Source organism: Kitasatospora sp. NPDC015120 (genome assembly GCF_043080305.1).
In the GTDB taxonomy this organism is placed as follows: Bacteria; Actinomycetota; Actinomycetes; order Streptomycetales; family Streptomycetaceae; genus Kitasatospora.
Map to the genome: position 1 here is coordinate 15,218 of NZ_JBIBVJ010000017.1, position 18,732 is coordinate 33,949.

Consider the following 18,732-nt stretch of genomic DNA (forward strand, 5'->3'; position numbering starts at 1 on the left):
CCGGCGGGTGGGCGGGGTTCAGTTCTTTGCGGGTTTTTGACCTGGACCTGCCGCACCGGCGGCGGTCGCGACGGCCACGGCCGCCGCGGCGGAGCCGGGCCGGCCGGCCGGGGCGGCCGTGGCCGCCGCCTGCGCGGCCGGGGCGGGCGGGTTCGGGGCCGGGGTCTGGGCCGGCTCGCCGGGCCGGCTCGGGGCGATCACGGTGCCCTCGTCGTTGCGGTCCGGCAGGGCCTGGGCGCCGTCCGAGGTGACCCGGGTGGCGCCGATGTACTCCCGGGTGTCGATCTTGTCGTAGCGGATCACCGCGTTGGTGTGCGGCGCGTTGATCATGTACCCGCCGCCCACGTAGATGCCCACGTGGTGGATGCTCCGCGGATCGCCCAGATCGGTCGCCCAGAACACCAGGTCGCCCGGCCGCAGCTGGTCGCGCGACGGGTGCGGCCCGGCGTACCACTGGTCGTTGGCGACCCGCGGCAGCTTGATGCCCACGCTGTCGAACGCGGCCTTGGTGAGCCCGGAGCAGTCGAACCGCCCGTTCTGCCACGGCTTTCCGTCGCCGCCCCACAGGTACGGGGTGCCGAGCTTGGTCTGGGCGAAGTAGATCGCGCCCGCCGACTGCGCCGAGACCTCCACCGGGGCGGCCGGGTCGGCCGGCGCGGCGAAGCTGCGGGCGGTCGCCAGGATGTTCCGCACGTACCCCTGGGTCTCCCGGTAGGGCGGCACGCCCTGGTACTTGGACACGGCGCCCGGCCCGGCGTTGTACGCCGCCAGCATGTTGGACTGGCGGTCGCCCGGCACCTTGGCGACGTCCCTGGCGAGCGCGCAGTCGAAGGTGGCGGCGGAGGCGATGGCGTCCAGCGGGTCCCAGGGGTCCCGCCGGCCGTCGTTGTTGCCGTCGGTTCCGTACGACGCCCAGGTGCCCGGCATGAACTGCGCCAGCCCCTCCGCCCCGACCCCGGAACGGGCCCGCGGGTCGAAACCGCTCTCCTGGTACAACTGCGCCGCGAGCAACGGGGGGGAGAGATCGGGGCACAGCCGCCCCCACTGTTCGATCGGCCCCTGGAACGCGGCCGGAACGGTTCCCGGGGAGAGCCCCGCGGCATTGCCCCGCTGCTGTGGCGTCCCGCTCGCCGCATACGTCCCGACCGTCACCAGGCCGATGAAGCCGGCGAGGACAACTCCCGCGGCAGCGGCGGCGATACCGCCCTTCCGGAGTACCATCAGCACCATCCCGACGAATCGTCAGTCGAAGTGTCCCGGAAGGCGTTGCTCACCGCAATCATCAGAGATACAAAGAGTGAGCGCTATCCTTCGTACGGTGGACATCCTCGCGTACGTGTCCGATGCCTCACGACCAATCCGCGAGAAGTAGCCAAGTCGACATCAGATCTGGCCAAGAATAGGTACCGACCCTTCGCGCGGGCGGGGTCTGGGCCCTTGAATTTGCCTGATCGGGCGGTGAGATGGAAATGAACCAGAGCAGCGTGCAGAGCATCGCGATCGGCCACCTGGCCGAGGACCCTCCAAAGAAGCCGAACATCGACACCATCATCGGCGGGATCGCCCCGGACTGGGGCCCGTTCGCGAGCCTCGGGTCGGAGGCCCGGGTGATGGTCGAGGTCGTCATGGCGGTGGCCATCCTGGCCTGCCTGGGCATCGCCGTCTGGGGCGCGGCCAAGCAGCGGATCGGCGCCACCGCGATGCGCGACAGCTTCGGCGCCGAACAGGGCAAGGGGCTGATCATCGCCGGGCTGACCGGCGTGTTCATCATTGGTTCACTCGGCACTCTGTTCACCATTGTGTACGGCATGGCGATCTGACGATCAGGCAGATCGGACAGTCCGGGCGGATCGGGTTCGATCCGGGGCGATCGGGTCTGATCCGGGTCGACCGGGGTTGATCCGGCGGTTCGGACCCTTCCGGCCCTTCGGACTCTTCGGACCCTCTGGACCCTTCGGAGCGCCGGGAGGCGGGCGGAGGACGGCGTGCCGTCCGTGCCGGCCGACCTGTCCGATCGTCTGACCGTCCGACCGCCTGTCCGGGCATCCGTGCATGCCCGGAGCCCCGCCGGGAATCCATCCACCACCCCTTCCCTCCGCGCCCGCCCCACGGCCGGAGGGGCCCCCGGAGCCGCCAGCCGGCTCCCCGCACCAGGAGGGCCGCCGTGCCGTTGTCCGACGACCAGCCGCACACCCGTACGCGGCTGCCGGTCGGCGAACAGCCCTCCTCCCAGCCGAGCCAGCGTCAGGCGCACCCGGTCCGCACCGCGCTGACGGTCCTGCTGGTCGTCGCGCTGCTCGTCCTGGCGATCTCGATCGCCAACCGGGGCCGTCCCAACCCCGGCAGCGCCAAGGCCGGCGGCTCCGCCGACCGGGCCGCCACCACCCCCGCCTCCGGCGCCGGCCCCGCCCCCAGCGGCGACCAGCCCGTCACCACCACCGTCAACGGCATCGCCTCCGGCTTCCCGCACACCGACCAGGGCGCCCAGTCCGCCGCGTCCAACTACGCGGTCGCCATCGGCTCCGCCGACATGTTCCGCACCGACACCCGCCACACCATCATCACCACCATCGCCGACCCCGCCGCCGCCCCCACCCTCCAGTCCCGCCTGGACCAGGGGTTCTCGCCGGAGACGGCGGCCAGGTTCGGGGTGGACGCGCAGGGGCGCGCCCCGAAGGGGATGACCTTCGTAAGCCGGACCGTGCCGGTGGGGACGAAGAGCAGCGGCTACACGGCCGAGAGCGCGAAGGTGGAGGTCTGGTGCACGGGACTCTTCGGGATCGCCGGTGAGCGCTCGATCCGGCCCGTCTCGGAGGAGTGGTTCACACTCACTCTCAGCCTGCGGTGGGTGGGCGACGACTGGAAACTCACCGACTACAGCCGGGTATCGGGCCCGGCACCTGTACCACCGGACCAGCAGGCCGCGACCGCTGAGGAGATCACAGGTGCCGTCGAGCAGTTCGGAGGCTTCCGCTATGCGCGCTGAAGGTGACCGGAAGACGCCGCGCATGATGGCGAGGCTCTCCGGAGGTTCGGCCCTGGGCATCCTGACGGTCGTTCTGACGGCTCAGCAGGCTTTCGCCGAACCCTCGCCCACGGCGACCCCGACCCCGACCCCCAGCACTCCGAACTCGAACTGCCCGGGGATCCCCCTTCCCGGCAACGACGTCTACTGCGCTCCCGGTGGCGGCGGGGCGTCGCTGCCCGGGAGCGGGACGGTGGGGACGGTGACGGATCCGCTGGGGTCGTTGGCGAAGGGGTGTGCGCAGGCGGCGGCGTGGGTGGTGCGGAAGTTGTCGGGGGCGATCGACGGCACGACGGAGGTGGACTTCACCAATGCGTCGTTCCTGCAGCAGTACGCGGTGGTGTTCGCCGCGTCGACGATCATCACCCTGGTGCTGTGGCTGCTCGCGGTGACCAAGCGGGCGGTGCGCGGGGCGCCGTTGGCGACGGCGATCTCGGAGGCGATCGGGTTCCTGTGGCTGACGGTGGTCGCGTCGGCGTTCACGCCGTTGATCCTGTACACGGTGGTGAGCGCGACCGACGGGCTGACCAAGGCGGTCGCGGTGGGGACGAAGTCGGACACCGGGACGTACCTGGGCGGGTTCGCGGACACCCTGGAGAAGGGTGACATCGGCGGCGGGCCGCTGATCCTGATCATCACCTCACTGGTGGCCGTGCTGGCGGCGGCGGTGCTCTGGATCGAGCTGCTGATCCGGGCGGCGATGCTGTACGTGGGCGCGCTGCTGGGGACGGCGGTGTACGCGGGGCTGGTGGACAAGCAGTTGTGGAAGCACGTGCGTCGCTGGGCGGGGGTGATGGTGGCGGTGGACCTGGCGAAGCCGATCATCGTGATCATCCTCGGGCTGGCCGGTGCGGTGTCGGCCGGGGCGGGGGCGAGCGACGACTTCGCCCGGGTGCTGTCGGGGCTGGCGATCCTCTTCCTGTCGATCTTCGCCAGCGCCGCCGTGTACCGGTTCGTCCCGGGCTTCGGGGACGAGATCATGAGCATGCGCAGTGCCCGGGCGAGCGCGGTGTCGGCCGGATCGGCGATGATCAACGGGACCGCGAACTTCATGCGGCAGGGCATCAGCACGCACGGCGACCGCGGTCCGCAGCCGGGTGGCGCCGGGGGCGGGGCGGGTCCGGGCGGCGGGTCGGTCGCCCCGGGCATCGCCGCCCACGCGGCGCGCACGCCCGCGCCGCCGCAGCAGGCCGGGCCGCCGGCGCAGTCCTCGGCCCGCGACAGCAATCCAGCGAAGGGAGGGTGACGGGTAAGTGAGCAGCGAACCGCTCGGCCAGTACGGCGCCCAGTACGCCCAGCCGTATGTGCACCAGCGCCGTACCTACCTGATCGGCAAGGCCCGCCCGAACGCGCCGATCGGCCGGAACCGGGAGTCCGGCGAGATCGTGCTGATCATCTTCGGGGCCTTCCTCGGCATGGTCTGGGGCCTGATGATGCCGATCCTGCCGTTGCGCATCGCGGGTCTGGTCGGCCTGCCCGCGCTGGCGATCGCGGCGGTGTACGTGCCGTACCGGCGCCGGACGTTCTACAAGTGGGTGGAGATCAACCGCACCTACCGCCGGACGGTCCGCAGCGGCCGGGCGGTGTGGAAGTCGGACGCGATGGACGCCGGGACGCGGCTGGACGGCCGCGAGGTGGAGATCGGGCCGCCGCCCGGGGTGGGGCGGCTGCGCTGGCTGTCGGCGCCGTTCGGGCCGGACGAGGTCGGGGTGCTGATGCACCTGGAGCGGCGGACGGTGACGGCGGCGATCGAGATCGAGGGCCCGGGTGTCGGGCTGCGCGACTCGGAGGACCAGGAGGCGCTGGTCGACCGGTTCGGGACGCTGCTGAAGCACGTCGCGAACGGGGACGGCTTCGTGACCCGGCTGCAGATCCTGGCCCGCACCCTGCCGGCCGACCCGGACGCGCACGCCAAGGACGTGGAGCGGCGCGGCGACCCGGGCGCGCCGAACTGGCTGAAGGACTCGTACGACCAGCTGCAGTCGATGGTGTCGACCTCGTCGGAGCAGCACCGGGCGTACCTGGTGGCGTGCATGCACTACACCCGGGACCTCGCCGCCGAGGCGCACGCGATGGGCCGCACCGCGACCGGGCGCCGGGCCCGGGACGACGAGGGGCTGGCCGCGGTGATGGCCCGCGAGCTGACCGACATCTGCGCGCGGCTGGCCGAGGCGGACATCCGGGTGCGCCAGCCGCTGGGCCAGGCCCGCCTCTCCTCGCTGCTGCACTCGATGTACGACCCGGACCACCCGATCGACCACATCCAGGCGATGTCGAAGCGCAACGCCTGGCCGGCCGAGCTGGACGCCACCCACCCGCAGTACCTGGAGGCGAAGACCCGCGAGTCGGCGACCCGGGAGCCGTGGTGCCACGCCACCGCGTGGATCAAGGAGTGGCCGCTGACCCCGGTCGGCGTCAACTTCCTGGCGCCGCTGCTGGTGCACACCCCGGACGTGATCCGGACGGTGGCGGTGACGATGGACCTGGAGCCCACCGACGTCGCCATCGAGCGGATGCTCACCGAGAAGACCAACGACGAGGCGGAGGCCAGCCGCGCCGCCAAGATGAACCGCACCGTCGACCCGCGCGACCTGGCCCACAGCGGCCGGGTGGACCAGCGCGGTGACGACCTGGCGTCCGGCGCGGCCGGCGTCAACCTGGTCGGCTACATCACGGTTTCCTCGCGCAACCCCGACGCGCTGGCCCGGGACAAGCGGACCATCCGCGCCTCGGCGGGCAAGAGCTACCTGAAGCTGGAGTGGTGCGACCGCGAGCACCACCGCGCGTTCGTCAACACCCTGCCGTTCGCCACCGGTATCCGCCGCTGAGCGGGCACCGGGCGAGCGACTGATCTGGAGGCCCCCGTATGGCGATCGGCAACCTCACCGACGCGTTCACCAGCCTGATGTTCGGCAAGGTGGAGACCACCCGGCTGCCGGTGCGCACGTCCACCGGTCAGGCGCAGGCGGTCTACCTGCCGACCGCCGCGCCGGGCCTCGGCGACTCCGGGGTGATCATCGGACGGGAGGTGTACAGCGGGAAGGGGTACGTCTACGACCCGTTCCAACTGTACGGCCAGCAGCTGCCGGCCCCGCACTGGCTGGTGCTGGGGGAGTCCGGCAACGGCAAGTCGGCGCTGGAGAAGACGTACGTACTGCGTCAGTTGCGCTTCCGGGACCGGCAGGTGGTGGTGCTGGACGCGCAGGGCGAGGACGGGGTCGGCGAGTGGAACCTGATCGCCGACGCGCTGGGCATAAAGTCGATCCGGCTGGACCCGATGGCGGCCCGGGACGGCGGGGTGAAGCTCAATCCGCTGGACCCGGCGATCACCCAGACCGGGCAGCTGTCGCTGCTGCGCACCATCATCGAGGTGGCGATGGGGCGCGGTCTGGAGGAGCGGGCCGGCTTCGCGCTGAAGGCCGCGCACGCGCACGTGGTGGCGACGGTCCGGGACCGTCAGCCGGTGCTGGACGACATCATCGACACCCTGCGCAACCCCGAGCTGTCGTCGGTGGAGTCGCTGGGCGTGGCGGTGGACGAGGTGCAGTCCTGGGGCCTGGACGTCGCGCTGGTGCTCGACCGGCTGGTCGACGGCGACCTGCGGGGCATGTTCGACGGGTCGACCACCGAGGGCATCGACCTGGACGCGCCACTGATCGTCTTCGACCTCTCGCACATCGACCGCAACTCGATCGCGATGCCGATCCTGATGGCGATCGTCGGGGTCTGGCTGGAACACACCTGGATCAGGCCGGACCGCAAGAAGCGGATCTTCCTGGTCGAGGAGGCCTGGCACATCATCAACAGCCCGTTCGTGGCCCAGCTGTTCCAGCGGCTGCTGAAGTTCGGCCGCCGGCTGGGCCTGTCCTTCGTCGCCGTGGTGCACCACCTGTCGGACGTGGTGGACGGGGCGGCGGCCAAGGAGGCCTCGGCGATCCTGAAGATGGCCTCCACCCGGACCATCTACATGCAGAAGGCCGAGGAGGCGAGAGCCACCGGCCGGGTGCTCGGCCTGCCGCGCTGGGCCGTGGAGATCATCCCCACACTGTCGCCGGGCATCGCGGTCTGGGACGTCAACGGCAACGTCCAGGTGGTGAAGCACATCATCACCGAGGCGGAGCGTCCGCTGGTCTACACCGACCGCGCGATGACCGAGGACGCGGTGGCCGAACGGGTGCGCGCCGAGCGGCAGTTGGCCGCCGAGCCGGGCGTCTGAGGCCGCTCCCGGCAGATCGGCCGGCGTCCGCGCGGGCGGCTGCGCGGGCGGCAGCGCGGGCGGGCGGCCGGCGCGGAAAGTCCGACGACGATTCGTCCGTGGGTCACCCTGTCGTTACGTCCGGGGGCCTGACAGCTACGCGCGTTGACCCTAGGCTGCACTCGCGCAACGACACTCGTCTCGCGCGCCCGGGCCTGTCCACAGCTGGGCGCTCTCACAGGTGCAGGGGACCCCCTACATGCTCTCCGTCAGAACTCGGCGGTCGGCGCTGGCCGTCGTCGCCGCGGCCGGCCTCGTCGGCACGGTGGCCGTGCCGTCCGCGGCCCAGGCCGCGACCGCCAACAAGCCGAAGACCGTCAACCTCCAGCTGCTGGCCATCAATGACCTGCACGGCAACCTGGAGCCCCCGGCCGGTTCCTCCGGCACCATCCGGGAGATCGACCCGGCCACCGGCCAGCCGGTCAGCACCCCGGCCGGCGGCGTGGAGTACCTCGCCACCGCGCTGCGCCAGGCCCGCATCCCCGCCGACGACTCGATCACCGTCGCCGCCGGCGACCTGGTCGGCGCCTCCCCGCTGACCTCGGCGCTCTTCCACGACGAGCCCACCATCGAGGCGCTGGACAAGCTCGGCCTGGACGTCACCTCGGTCGGCAACCACGAGTTCGACGAGGGCTCTGCCGAGCTGCTCCGGCTGCAGAACGGCGGCTGCCACCCGACCGACGGGTGCTACGAGGAGGGGCGCACGTTCAAGGGCGCCAACTTCAACTACCTGTCGGCGAACGTCACCAGCGAGAAGACCGGCAAGCCGCTGCTCGCCCCGTACTGGGTGACCAAGTCCCAGGGCGTCAAGATCGGCTTCATCGGCGTCACCCTGGAGGGCACGCCGAACATCGTCACCGCCGAGGGCGTCAAGGGCCTCAAGTTCGCGGGCGAGGTCGCCACGATCAACAAGTACGCCGCGGAGCTGAAGGCCAAGGGCGTCAACTCGATCGTCGCACTGATCCACGAGGGCGGCCTGCCGGCCAGCAGCACCTACAACTACGACTGCGGCGCGGCCGGCCAGGGCATCTCCGGCCCGATCGTCGACATCGCCAAGAACATCGACCCCGCGGTCGGCGCCATCGTCACCGGCCACACCCACGGGGCGTACGCCTGCACCATCCCGGACCCGCAGGGCGTGCCGCGGTCGGTGACCAGCGCCGCCTCCTTCGGCCGGCTGTACACCGAGATCGACCTGAAGCTCGACCGGACCACCGGCACCATCGTGCGCCCGTCGGTCAAGGCCGAGAACCACATCGTGCGCCGGACGGTCGAGAAGGCCCCGGACATGACCCAGCTGATCGAGCACTACTCGAAGCTGGCCGCGCCGATCTCCAACCGCCCGGTGGGCTACATCGCCTCGGACATCAACGGCCGCGGCAACAACGACCCGGAGAAGCCGCTCGGCGATGTCATCGCCGACGCCCAGCAGGCCGGCCTCGCGCCCGCCGACAAGGGCGGCGCGCAGGTCGCCTTCATGAACCCCGGCGGCATCCGCTCCGACCTCGTCTACCGGGCGACCGGCGCGGAGGGCGACGGCGTGGTGACCTACGGCGAGGCGTTCGCCGTCCAGCCGTTCACCAACATGATGCAGGTCAAGACGCTGACCGGGGCCCAGCTGGTCCAGCTGCTGCAGCAGCAGGTCAGCGGCTCCAACGAGGCCTCGCCGAAGATCCTCCAGCCGTCCAAGGGCCTCACCTACACGCTGGACATGCGCAACAAGGGCGCGGAGCGGGTCGTCGTCGACTCGATCCGCCTCAACGGCGCGCCGATCGACCCGGCCGCCGGGTACCGGGTCGCGGCCAATGAGTTCCTGGCCGGCGGCGGCGACGGCTTCCCGGCCTTCGCGGCCGGCACCGACAAGCTCGTCGGCGCCTCCGACCTGGACGTCTTCACCGCCTACCTCGGCGCCAACAGCTCGGCCGCCGCGCCGCTGAAGGCTCCGGCGCAGGACCGGATCAAGGTGATCGCCGCGGGTACCACCACCGGCTGAGCCGGGGATCGCCGGCCCGGGGCCGGCCGGGGCGGGGCGCTGTCGGGGCGCCCCGCCCCTTTCCGTCGCCTCAGACCGGTGCGGGGCCGCCGGGCAGCCGGACGGTGGCGAGGGTGCCGGGGCCGCCGTCCGGGGCCGGGCCGAGCGACACCTCGCCGCCGGCCTCCCGCACGCTCTGCGCGACGATCGACAACCCCAGGCCCGAGCCCGGGAGCTGGCGTGAGGACGGGGAGCGCCAGAAGCGGTCGAAGACGTACGGGAGCTCCTCCGGGGGGATCCCGGGGCCGTGGTCGCGGACGGTCAGCACACCGCGGTCGAGCCGGACCTCGATGGTGCCGCCGGGCGGGCTGTACTTCACCGCGTTGTCCAGCAGGTTGATCACCGCGCGCTCCAGGGCGGCCGCGTCGCCGTGCACGTACCAGGGCGCGGCGGCGGTCTCGAAGACCAGCCCCGGACCGCGCAACTCGGCACGCTCGACGGCCCGTTCGGCGATCTCGTGCAGGGCGACCACGGCGAGCGTGCGGACCGGCCCGGGGGAGTCCGGGCGGGAGAGCTGGAGCAGGTCGCCGATCAGCACCGTGAGCTCCTGCATCTGGGCCTTCAGGCTGCCGAGCAGCTTGGTGCGGGTGGCGGGCGGCAGCGGGCGGCCGGTGTCGTCGCTGCGGATCAGCAGGTCGACGTTGGTGCGCAGGGAGGTGAGGGGGGTGCGCAGTTCGTGCCCGGCGTCGGCGATCAGCCGGGTCTGCCGCTCGCGGGAGTTGGCGAGGGCGGTGCTCATGGAGTTGAAGGACGTGGAGAGCCGGGCGATCTCGTCCTCGCCGTGGACGGGGATGGTGGTGCCGACCTCCTCGGTGCGGGCGATGTGCTCGACGGCGTCGGTGAGCCGGTCGACGGGCTTGAGCGCGGAGCGGGCCACCAGCCGGCCGGCGACGGCGGCGAGCACGATGCCGCCGAGGGCGACCCCGCCGAGGACGAAGGCGAGCCGGCGCAGGGACTCCTCGGCCGCTGCGGTCGGCGTGGCGACCATGACCACGACCGAGGTGTGGCCGGGCAGGCGCAGCAGGGACAGGCGGACCATGGCCGGGTCGCCGTTGATGTACGTGCCCTCGCGCAGGACCGCCTGGTCGGGCTGGAGGGAGAGGGCCGTCCTGGCGTCGCCGGGCTGGATCGCAATGGCCCGGGTGGCACCGAGCGGCAGGGAGACGCACCCCTGGTCGACCCAGAGGAACTGGGTGTCCCGGGGGGCCGGGCCGCCGCCCTGGGGAGGTTCCGCGAGGGTGCTGGTCCGCTGCGCCAGTTCGAGGGCGGCTTCGGGGGTCTTCGGACAGGCGGACTGGAGGGTCGCCACCCGGGGCTGCGGGATGTGCTCCAGGTCGTTGCGGATCTGGTCGTAGAGCTGCTTCTCCACGATGAACCAGCACGCCAGCGCCGACAGCGCGATCGCCACCGCCACCGCCGCCGCCGTGAGGAAGGTGAGCCGGGTGCGCAGGGAGCGGGCGCGGTACCAGGTGGTGAGGCGGCCGCGGCGCGGGATGCGGGGCGGGGTGAGCGGGGGCGGCGGGACGGCGGGGTTCACGCCGTGGTGCCGGTGGCCGGGCGGAGTGCGTAGCCGACTCCGCGGACGGTCTGGACGAGCCGGGGCAGACCGCCCTGCTCGGTCTTGCGGCGCAGGTACATCACGTACACGTCCAGCGAGTTGGACGAGGGCTCGAAGTCGAAGCCCCAGACCGCCTTGAGGATCTGCTCGCGGGTGAGCACCTGGCGCGGGTGGGCGAGGAACATCTCCAGCAGCATGAACTCGGTGCGGGTCAGCTCGACCGGCCGGCCGGCCCGGGTGACCTCGCGGGTGGCGGTGTTCATCCGCAGGTCGCCGAAGGCGAGGACGTCGGTCTCCTCCTCGACGGCGGCCGCCCGGGCGGCGGCCTCGGTGGCGAGCGCGTTGCGGCGCAGCAGGGCGCGCACCCGGGCGAGCAGCTCGTCGAGTTCGAAGGGCTTGGCGAGGTAGTCGTCGGCGCCGACGTCGAGGCCGGTGACCCGGTCGCCGACGGCGTCCCGGGCGGTGAGCATCAGCACCGGGACGGTGTCGCCGCGCGAGCGCATCCGGCGGACGGCGGTGAGCCCGTCCATCCGGGGCATCATGATGTCGAGCAGGACGAGGTCCGGCCGGTCGCGTTCGACGGTTTCGAGGGCCTCGTAGCCGTCGGTGGCGGTGGTGACCTCGTAGCCCTCGAAGGCGAGGCTGTTCTCCAGGGCGTCCCGGAGCGCGGGTTCGTCGTCGACCACCAGGAGCCGGGCGGTGGTCTGCTGACCGGGCTCGGCGGGGGTGCGGTCGTCGGCGGACGGGGTCATCGGCGGTCGCCTTTCTGGTGGCGGGAGGGCCTGCTCGGGTCAATTGTCGGACGTGGTCAGACGTTCCGGCCGGACTGCAGGTGCGGCAGCACCTGCTTGATGTCGTCGATCGGGATGGCGAAGCCGAGGCCGACGCTGCCCGCCCCGCTGCCGCCGGCCGTGGCGCTGGAGCCGTTCGGCGCGTACATGGCCGCGTTGATGCCGATGACCTGCCCCTCGGCGTTGATCAGCGGGCCGCCGGAGTTGCCGGGGTTGAGCGCGGCATCGGTCTGGAAGGCCTGGTAGGTGGCGGTCTCGCCGCCGCCCTGCGGGGCGGCGCCGCGCAGTCCGGGCAGCTGGGGGAGGCCGAAGCCGCCGTTGCCGCCGGTGGTGCCCTCGTCGAGCTGGACGGTGACCTCGCGGTGCTCGGCGCTGATGATGCCGGAGGTGACGGTGCCGGTGAGGCCCTCGGGGTTGCCGATGGCCACGACGGGGTCGCCCACCGCGACCTCGGAGGAGTCGCCGAGGACGGCGGGGGTGAGGTGCCCGGCGCCGCTCGCGGTGATCACGGCGGCGTCCAGGCCCTTGTCGGTGCCGGTGAGGTCGGCCCGGGCGGTGGAGCCGTCGTGGAAGGTGACGGTGATCCGGCCGCCGGTGGCCGCGCCGGAGACCACGTGGTAGTTGGTGAGGATCCGCCCGCTGCCGGTCAGCACCACGCCGGTGCCGGTGGCGGTGCCGTTCGCGCTCTGCACGGTGATCTGGACGACGCTGGGCGCGACGGCGGCCGCGACGGCGGCGACGTCGGCGCTGCCGTCGGAGCGGGCGGCGACCGGGCCGGCGAGGGTGCCGGTGCGGCCGTCGGAGTCGTGCTCCTGGGCGGCGACGACGCCGCCGGTGACTCCGCCGAGGACGGCGGCGATCGCGGCGACGGCGGTGACCAGGGCGAGCCGTCCGCGCAGCAGGCCGCGCCGGGCGCGGTGGCCGGGGCCGCCGGGGGCGGCCGGGGCGGGTACCCCGGCCGCTCCGGGAGGGGACGGCGGGGCCGGGGGCGGGGGCGGGGTGCCGGCGGCGGGGTGGGCGGGGCTCCCGTACCCGGTGCCGTCGTACCCGGTGCCGTTGTGCACGGCGCTGTCGTGCGTGGTGCTGCCGAGGACGGTGCCCGGGACGACCCGGGGCCGCGGGTACCCGTGGGGGCCGTCGTCCTGCCGGTCGTCGGTGCGGGGCTGCCACTGCCGGTGATCGCTCATGGCGACCAACGTCCGCCCGCCGGATGAGAATCCGGTGAGAGCCCGCTCAGAACGCCCCGAGAAGCCCGTTGACTTCTCATAAAGCCTGGTCGGGCTAGGCGTCGGCGCTCTTCGGCGAGCAGCCGCAGGAACGCCGCACGACCAGGCGCGACGGGAAGGTGCGGACCCGTTCGGTGTCCGAGCCGGGCACCATCAGCGAGTCGTCCAGCACCAGGTCCACCGCCGCCCGGGCCATCGCGTCGCGGTCGGAGGCGACGGTGGTCAGCGGCGGGTCGGCGAGCGCGGCCTCCGGCACGTCGTCGAAGCCGGCCACCGCGAGGTCCTCCGGCACCCGCAGGCCCAGCTCGCGGGCGGCCCGCAGCACACCGATCGCCTGGTCGTCGGTGGAGCAGAAGATCGCCGGCGGGCGGTCCTCGGAGCGCAGCACGCCGAGCGCGACGTCGTAGGCGCCGTAGCGGTGGAAGGGCGCGTCGATGAGGTGCGGCTCGGTGGGCAGGCCGTGCGCGTCCATGGCCCGCTGCCAGCCCTCGACGTGGTCGATGACCGGGTCGCCGGGGGCGGGGGACTCCACCGGGCCGCCGAAGCAGGCCACGTACGGATGCCCGTGCACCTCCAGCAGGTGGCGCACGACGGTCTCGGCGCCGGCCACGTCGTCGGTGACCACCGCGACGTCGTCGATCGCCTCGGGGCGGCGGTGCAGCAGCACCACCTTGGCGCCCTCCATGGCGGCGAACTCCTCGGCGGCCCGCTGCGAGGGGCCCTGGCTGACCAGGATCAGGCCGGAGACCCGCATGCCGAGGAAGGCGCGGACGTAGTGGACCTCGCGGTCGTCGACGTAGTCGGAGTTGCCGATCAGCACGAGCTTGCCGCGCTCGGAGGCGGCCCGCTCCACGGCGTGCGCCATCTCGGCGAAGAACGGCTGGCGGGCGTCCGGGACGACCATGCCGATCAGGTTGGTGCGGCGGGAGGCCATCGCCTGCGCGACGCTGTTCGGCCGGTAGCCGAGCTGCTCGATCGCGGCGAGCACCTTCTCCCGGGTGGCGGGCGCGACCGGGCGCGGTCCGTTGTTGATCACGTAGCTGACGACCGCGGTCGAGGTACCAGCCAGTCGGGCTACGTCGTCGCGCGTCACTTTGGCCACGGGGGGAGTCTACGCGTGTGGCGTGCGGCCGGGCAGCGGGGGACCCGCGCCGGGCGGGTGCGGCGCGGGCCCGGTCCCGGGCGGGGCGGGACGAATCCGGACAGGCCGGGCGGCCCCGTCGGCGACGGGACCGCCCGGCCGGTCGGTCAGGCCTCCAGGGCGGCCGCGGAGCGCCGGGCGGGCTGCTCGGTCCGCTCGGTCCGCTCGCCCTTGTCCCCCTTCTCGGGGACGACGAAGCGGTAGCCGACGTTGCGCACGGTGCCGATCAGGCCCTCGTGCTCGACGCCGAGCTTGGCGCGCAGCCGGCGGACGTGCACGTCGACCGTCCGGGTGCCGCCGAAGTAGTCGTAGCCCCAGACCTCCTGCAGCAGCTGCGCCCGGGTGAAGACCCGGCCGGGGTGCTGGGCGAGGTACTTGAGCAGCTCGAACTCCTTGAAGGTGAGGTCCAGCACCCGGCCCTTGAGCTTGGCGGAGTAGGTGGCCTCGTCGACCGAGAGGTCGCCGCTGCGGATCTCGCCCGGGCTGTCGTCGGTGGTCACCTGGAGCCGGCCGAGGGCGAGCCGCAGCCGGGCCTCGACCTCGGCGGGGCCGGCGGTGTCGAGCAAGACGTCGTCGATGCCCCAGTCGGCGGTGACGGCGGCCAGGCCGCCCTCGGTCACCACCAGGATCAGCGGGCAGCCGATGCCGGTGGAGCGCAGCAACTGGCAGAGGCTGCGGATCTGCGGCAGGTCGCGCCTGCCGTCCACCAGGATGACGTCGGCACTGGGGGTGTCGACCAGGGCGGCGCCCTCGGCGGGGGCCACCCGGACGTTGTGCAGCAGCAGGCCGAGCGCGGGCAGGACCTCCGCGGAGGGTTGCAGCGCGTTGGTGAGGAGGAGCAGAGAACTCATACCCGGTAGTCCCCTTTCCGGGTCGTCGCGGTCGCGTTCCGGCTGCCGCCACAGCCGGATGGCGCACGTGCTGGTGAGGGGGAGGAGACGGAGGCCCGTGGGGACGCGGGGGACACGGCGGTGCGCGCGGCCGGACGGGGCACGTCCCGGGCGTCCCGCGACCCCCGGTGCACCGTTTCTGCCCTGCTCATCCGCGAACCTTCCGGTCCTGGCCCGTCCCGGGCGGCGGCCCGGAGCCGGGGTTGTCCGACGCCCCGGCCCGGTTGCGGCACGTCGTTGTGCCGTGTGTGGCGGGGGCGGTCCCTGCGGCACGCCGGGGGTGGGCCGACGATTCGCACGGACGTCCGTACTGGCGTCCTGAAAGCACAAAAGGACCCGGGGGCGACTCTGCCCGGATCCCTCGGGGATCGAGGATAACCGACCGGTCCCCCGCGCCGGGAGGGCCCGAGCCCGGCGGGCCGGCCTTTCCGGGCGCGCCCCGGGTGAGCCCCGCCACAGCTTCGCGACGGCGCCGCCGGGCGCCGGGCCAGGGCGATTGCCGCTCGCGCGGGCGAACACGACATCATGGGGGGACACATCGGCGGCACCGTGCGAGTCCACCTTTCGGGCGAGGCGCGGCCGCCCCGGTGGTGGACCCGGCCGGGACACCCGGGCCCGGGCGAGGACGACGAGAAGGGGTTGCCATGGGCGCGACCACCGGGCACGACCCGGCGGCCGCCGTTCGGGTGAGCGGGACGATCCGCTACTGGGCGGCGGCGAAGTCGGAGGCCGGGCTGGCCGAGGAGCCGTACCTGGCGGCGACCCTGGCCGAGGCGCTGGCAGGGGCGGCGGAGCGGCACGCGGACCGGCCGAAGCTGGTCCGGCTGCTCGGCCACTGCTCCTACCTGGTGGACGGCTCGCCGGTGGGTGGCCGCGACCACGCGACCGTCGCCCTCACCGAGGGCGGCACGGTCGAGGTCCTTCCCCCGTTCGCGGGCGGGTGAGCGGCGTGAGCGGGACGAACCCGACCCCCGAGGGGCAGCAGCCCCAGCAGCCGTACCAGCCGCAGTACCCGTACGGGCAGCCGCAGCCGCAGCCGCAGCCGCAACAGCAGGCGCCGCAGGGCTACCAGCCCCAGCCCCAGTCCGGGCAGGCGCCCTACCCGTACGCCCCGCCGCAGGCGTACGCGCCGGATCCTTATGCGCAGCAGGGGCACGCGGCGCAGCCGCACGCCCCCGGCGCGGGCCCTGCGCCGTACGGCCAGCAGTCCTATGGCCGGCAGCCCTACGGGCAGCCCTCCTACGGACAGCCGCCCCACGGCCGGTCGCCCTACGGGGCCGGGCCGGGCGCGGACGACGCTGCGACGGCGCTGCTCCCGCCGGTGCCGCCGCTGGACGACGCGGCGGCGACCACGCTGCTCCCGCCCGTTCCGCCGCCGGACGAGGCCGCGACCGCCCTGCTCCCCCCGGTGACGGAGTCGGGTCCGGTGCCGCCGGCCGCGCCGGGGCAGCCGTCGGCCGGGGGACCGGCGCGGCCCTACACCGAGCCGCGGCGCGGCCGTTCGCACCGCCGGACGGAGTCCCCCGCGCCCGCCCCCGGGCCCGTCCAGGCTCCGGCCCGGGCACAGGTCCAGTCCCAGGCCCCGGTCCCCCCGTCGGCTCCCGCCCCGGACCACGGGCAGGGCCTGGACCAGCCGACCATGACGCTGAAGCGCCCGGAGCCCCCGGCCCCGGTGCTGACCGACCCGGCCGCGGCCCGCGCCGCCCGGGCCGCCCGGGCCGCGCAGGGCGGCCACGTCGCGCCCGCCCGTCCGGCCGCGCCGTTCCCCGGCCCGGCCCCGTCGCTCGGCACCCAGCCGTTCCCGGCCCCGGCCCCGGCCCCGGCTGCGGCCCAGAGCCCGTCCCAGTCCCCGGCGCCGGCCCCGGCGGCCCCGCCCGTCCGGACCGGTTCGCCGATCAACGACCCGGGTCTCCAACCGGCCCTGATCACCGCCGGTGCCGCCGCCCTGCTGGCCGGGGGCGCGGCGCTCGGCCAGGTCGCGCTCGCGCTGGTGCTCGTCCTCCTCCAGGGCCTGACGGCGGCCGGCTGGTTCCGGCTGAACGGCATGTGGCCGGCCCGCCAGGGCATCGCGCTGGCCGCGCTGTCCGGCGTGGTGGCCGACGTCTCGGTGCTGCTGGCCGACGAGGACGGCGGCACCGCCGCCGTGGTGGGCACGCTCGGCGGGTTCTTCCTGCTGGTCCTGGTGCTGCAGACGTTCCGGCCGGCCGATCCGAAGGAACGCTTCTACGCGCTCACCGTGCTCGGCTCCGCCACCGTGGTCACGGTGCTCTGCACCGCGCTGCTGCTGGCCGACTGGGTGCCGGCGGCGGTCGGCGCGGTCGCGCTGGCGACCCTGCTGGCGGCCGCGCCGGTGCCCGGCCCGCGCTGGTCGGGCCCGCTGCTGGGCCTGCTCGCGGCGGTCGGCCTGGGCTTCGCGGTCGGCGCTCCGCCGTTCCTGGGCCTGGCGGCCGGGCTCGGTGCGCTGATCGGCCGCCGGGTGGCCGGGTACGACTTCCCGTCCCGGTTCGTGCACATGACGGCGGGCGTGGCGCTGCCGCTCGCGGTCTCCGCGCCGCTGGTGTGGATCGCCACCGCGCTGCTCGGCTGACGGCCGTGGCGTCCCGCCCCGGAACCATGCTCCGGGGCGGGACGTCGTACGGTCGTGCGGAAGCGGCCGCACCGGAACGGCCCGGTCCGCCGGAGCGGGGGCGGGCGACAGCGACCGGCGACGACGGGGGAGAGCGATGCGCGGCTGGCTGAAGGCGACGATCGGCGTGGTGGTGCTCTTCGGAGTGCTGGTGGGCGCCGACCGGATCGCCGTCGGTGTCGCCGAGGACGAGGCGGCCGAGCAGATCCTGAAGAGCGGCCGGATGAGCCGCAAGCCGGACGTCTCGATCGAGGGCTTCCCGTTCCTCACCCAGGTGGTCGCGCGGAAGCTGGACGAGGTGCGGATCTCCTCGGACGGGCTGACCGTCGGCGAGGGCAAGGACCAGGTGGCCCTGCACGCGTTCAAGGCCGAGCTGTCCGGGGTCGAGGTCAGCGGCAACATGAGCAGCGCCACGGTGGACCGGGGGAGCGGCTCCGGGCTGATCACCTACGCGGACCTCTCCCGGCTGTTGCCGCCGGCCTCGGAGCTGGTGCCGAACGCGGGCCGGCTCTCGCTGGGCGCGGGCACCCGGCTGAATCTCTCCTACGGCGGTCCGGGCAAGGTCAAGGCCTCGTTGGGGCCGTTCCCGGTCGGCGACGCCGCGGTGCACAGCCGGGGCAACACCGTCACGGTGGACGGGTTCAAGCTGAGCGCGATGGCGTCCCTGCTGGCCGGGGTGGCCGACCAGACCATCGACCCGATCAGCTTCACCCTCTCCGAGCTGCCCGCCGGGCTGAACCTGTCCTCGGTCACGCCGCAGGAGGAGGGTTTCCAGCTGGGCTTCGAGGGCAAGGACGTCAAACTGATCGGCTGACCCCGCCGCCGCACCTCCGCACCTCCGCACCGCCGCACCCTCTCCCGTTCCCCGTTCCTCCGTTCCGCTCCGCGAGACGCACTGTCCAGCGCAGGCCGCGGAGCGGTGCCGTTCCCGCCGCCGGGCCGGTCCCCGTGCGCCCGCCGTCCGGGCTCCGGCCGGTTCCGGTCGCCCAAGAGCGGGTCAAATCCCATGATGCGAGCCATTGAGTCTCGCCATTCGATACGCTGATGACAGCGGGCGTCCGGTGTCCCTAGCATCGTCCGCATGAAGCGACAGACGGATCTCACCAAGCGGCGGGCGGTAGACCTGTGCCGCGTGGCCGCCTGTCTGTGTCGAATGCGTTAACTCGGCGTCCAGGCAGGGCAGTTGCC

At 73.5% G+C, this 18,732-nt stretch carries 17 protein-coding genes; 10 read left to right on the forward strand and 7 right to left on the reverse strand.

What is annotated here, in order from left to right; translation table 11 throughout:
• Nucleotides 1-18: 18 nt before the first annotated feature.
• Nucleotides 19-1,221, reverse strand: coding sequence for an NlpC/P60 family protein (locus ACF1AK_RS28345; protein WP_391501759.1), 1,203 nt, complete (start codon nucleotides 1,219-1,221; stop codon nucleotides 19-21).
• Nucleotides 1,222-1,469: 248 nt separating this feature from the next.
• Between ACF1AK_RS28345 and ACF1AK_RS28350 the strand changes: the two genes are divergently transcribed.
• Both ACF1AK_RS28350 and ACF1AK_RS28355 read left to right on the forward strand, forming a co-directional pair.
• A complete protein-coding gene (locus ACF1AK_RS28350) occupies nucleotides 1,470-1,820 on the forward strand; it encodes a hypothetical protein (RefSeq protein ID WP_391501673.1) in 351 nt (116 codons plus the stop codon).
• A gap of 344 nt (nucleotides 1,821-2,164) precedes the next feature.
• Nucleotides 2,165-2,986, forward strand: coding sequence for a hypothetical protein (locus ACF1AK_RS28355; RefSeq protein WP_391501674.1), 822 nt, complete (start codon nucleotides 2,165-2,167; stop codon nucleotides 2,984-2,986).
• 183 nt (nucleotides 2,987-3,169) lie between these two features.
• Here ACF1AK_RS28355 and ACF1AK_RS28360 read toward each other — a convergent pair whose 3' ends face one another.
• Entirely contained in the window at nucleotides 3,170-3,334 is a 165-nt protein-coding gene (locus ACF1AK_RS28360) for a hypothetical protein (RefSeq protein WP_387673152.1), read from the reverse strand.
• Between ACF1AK_RS28360 and ACF1AK_RS28365 the strand changes: the two genes are divergently transcribed.
• The 4 genes from ACF1AK_RS28365 to ACF1AK_RS28380 all read left to right on the forward strand — a co-directional run bounded on the left by ACF1AK_RS28365 (nucleotide 3,324) and on the right by ACF1AK_RS28380 (nucleotide 9,273).
• Complete coding sequence (locus tag ACF1AK_RS28365) at nucleotides 3,324-4,271, forward strand: hypothetical protein (protein WP_391501675.1); 948 nt, start codon at nucleotides 3,324-3,326, stop codon at nucleotides 4,269-4,271. The genes ACF1AK_RS28360 and ACF1AK_RS28365 overlap by 11 nt on opposite strands.
• A gap of 7 nt (nucleotides 4,272-4,278) precedes the next feature.
• Entirely contained in the window at nucleotides 4,279-5,853 is a 1,575-nt protein-coding gene (locus tag ACF1AK_RS28370) for an SCO6880 family protein (RefSeq protein ID WP_391501676.1), read from the forward strand.
• Between the two features lie 38 nt (nucleotides 5,854-5,891).
• Nucleotides 5,892-7,241: an ATP-binding protein gene (locus ACF1AK_RS28375; protein WP_391501677.1), complete on the forward strand. Its 1,350-nt coding sequence runs from the start codon at nucleotides 5,892-5,894 to the stop codon at nucleotides 7,239-7,241.
• Nucleotides 7,242-7,479: 238 nt separating this feature from the next.
• The gene (locus tag ACF1AK_RS28380; RefSeq protein WP_391501678.1) at nucleotides 7,480-9,273 is read left to right on the forward strand and encodes a bifunctional metallophosphatase/5'-nucleotidase; all 1,794 of its coding nucleotides are present in this window, start codon (nucleotides 7,480-7,482) and stop codon (nucleotides 9,271-9,273) included.
• Between the two features lie 70 nt (nucleotides 9,274-9,343).
• On the opposite strand, the gene ACF1AK_RS28385 is transcribed toward ACF1AK_RS28380, so the two are convergent.
• The 5 genes from ACF1AK_RS28385 to ACF1AK_RS28405 form a co-directional block, all read right to left on the reverse strand.
• Nucleotides 9,344-10,849, reverse strand: coding sequence for a sensor histidine kinase (locus ACF1AK_RS28385; RefSeq protein WP_391501679.1), 1,506 nt, complete (start codon nucleotides 10,847-10,849; stop codon nucleotides 9,344-9,346).
• On the reverse strand, nucleotides 10,846-11,622 hold the full coding sequence (locus ACF1AK_RS28390; protein ID WP_391501680.1) for a response regulator transcription factor: 777 nt from the start codon (nucleotides 11,620-11,622) through the stop codon (nucleotides 10,846-10,848). Before ACF1AK_RS28390 ends, ACF1AK_RS28385 begins: the two co-directional genes overlap by 4 nt.
• A 56-nt stretch (nucleotides 11,623-11,678) precedes the next feature.
• Nucleotides 11,679-12,848 carry a S1C family serine protease gene (locus tag ACF1AK_RS28395; RefSeq protein WP_391501681.1) on the reverse strand — a complete coding sequence of 390 codons (1,170 nt, stop codon included), beginning with the start codon at nucleotides 12,846-12,848 and terminating at the stop codon, nucleotides 11,679-11,681.
• 94 nt (nucleotides 12,849-12,942) lie between these two features.
• Nucleotides 12,943-13,989 (reverse strand): LacI family DNA-binding transcriptional regulator, encoded by a 1,047-nt coding sequence (locus ACF1AK_RS28400; RefSeq protein ID WP_391501682.1) that lies wholly within the window; start codon nucleotides 13,987-13,989, stop codon nucleotides 12,943-12,945.
• A gap of 146 nt (nucleotides 13,990-14,135) precedes the next feature.
• On the reverse strand, nucleotides 14,136-14,879 hold the full coding sequence (locus tag ACF1AK_RS28405; protein ID WP_391501683.1) for a response regulator transcription factor: 744 nt from the start codon (nucleotides 14,877-14,879) through the stop codon (nucleotides 14,136-14,138).
• Between the two features lie 683 nt (nucleotides 14,880-15,562).
• Between ACF1AK_RS28405 and ACF1AK_RS28410 the strand changes: the two genes are divergently transcribed.
• The 4 genes from ACF1AK_RS28410 (at nucleotide 15,563) to ACF1AK_RS28425 (ending at nucleotide 18,706) form a co-directional block, all read left to right on the forward strand.
• Nucleotides 15,563-15,862: a MoaD/ThiS family protein gene (locus tag ACF1AK_RS28410; protein WP_391501684.1), complete on the forward strand. Its 300-nt coding sequence runs from the start codon at nucleotides 15,563-15,565 to the stop codon at nucleotides 15,860-15,862.
• 5 nt (nucleotides 15,863-15,867) lie between these two features.
• Complete coding sequence (locus ACF1AK_RS28415) at nucleotides 15,868-17,505, forward strand: hypothetical protein (RefSeq protein WP_391501685.1); 1,638 nt, start codon at nucleotides 15,868-15,870, stop codon at nucleotides 17,503-17,505.
• Nucleotides 17,506-17,641: 136 nt separating this feature from the next.
• Complete coding sequence (locus tag ACF1AK_RS28420) at nucleotides 17,642-18,358, forward strand: DUF2993 domain-containing protein (protein ID WP_391501686.1); 717 nt, start codon at nucleotides 17,642-17,644, stop codon at nucleotides 18,356-18,358.
• Between the two features lie 267 nt (nucleotides 18,359-18,625).
• Nucleotides 18,626-18,706, forward strand: a complete 81-nt coding sequence (locus ACF1AK_RS28425) for an Ms5788A family Cys-rich leader peptide (protein ID WP_350517234.1) — start codon at nucleotides 18,626-18,628, stop codon at nucleotides 18,704-18,706.
• Nucleotides 18,707-18,732: the final 26 nt, after the last annotated feature.

What these genes read in the sequence shown, in the direction of transcription:
- ACF1AK_RS28345 (WP_391501759.1), bottom strand. Translation starts at nt 1,221, where the DNA reads ATGGTACTCCGGAAGGGCGGTATCGCCGCCGCTGCCGCGGGAGTTGTC.
- ACF1AK_RS28350 (WP_391501673.1), top strand. Translation starts at nt 1,470, where the DNA reads ATGAACCAGAGCAGCGTGCAGAGCATCGCGATCGGCCACCTGGCCGAG.
- ACF1AK_RS28375 (WP_391501677.1), top strand. Translation starts at nt 5,892, where the DNA reads ATGGCGATCGGCAACCTCACCGACGCGTTCACCAGCCTGATGTTCGGC.
- ACF1AK_RS28380 (WP_391501678.1), top strand. Translation starts at nt 7,480, where the DNA reads ATGCTCTCCGTCAGAACTCGGCGGTCGGCGCTGGCCGTCGTCGCCGCG.
- ACF1AK_RS28390 (WP_391501680.1), bottom strand. Translation starts at nt 11,622, where the DNA reads ATGACCCCGTCCGCCGACGACCGCACCCCCGCCGAGCCCGGTCAGCAG.
- ACF1AK_RS28395 (WP_391501681.1), bottom strand. Translation starts at nt 12,848, where the DNA reads ATGAGCGATCACCGGCAGTGGCAGCCCCGCACCGACGACCGGCAGGAC.
- ACF1AK_RS28405 (WP_391501683.1), bottom strand. Translation starts at nt 14,879, where the DNA reads ATGAGTTCTCTGCTCCTCCTCACCAACGCGCTGCAACCCTCCGCGGAG.
- ACF1AK_RS28410 (WP_391501684.1), top strand. Translation starts at nt 15,563, where the DNA reads ATGGGCGCGACCACCGGGCACGACCCGGCGGCCGCCGTTCGGGTGAGC.
- ACF1AK_RS28420 (WP_391501686.1), top strand. Translation starts at nt 17,642, where the DNA reads ATGCGCGGCTGGCTGAAGGCGACGATCGGCGTGGTGGTGCTCTTCGGA.
- ACF1AK_RS28425 (WP_350517234.1), top strand. Translation starts at nt 18,626, where the DNA reads ATGAAGCGACAGACGGATCTCACCAAGCGGCGGGCGGTAGACCTGTGC.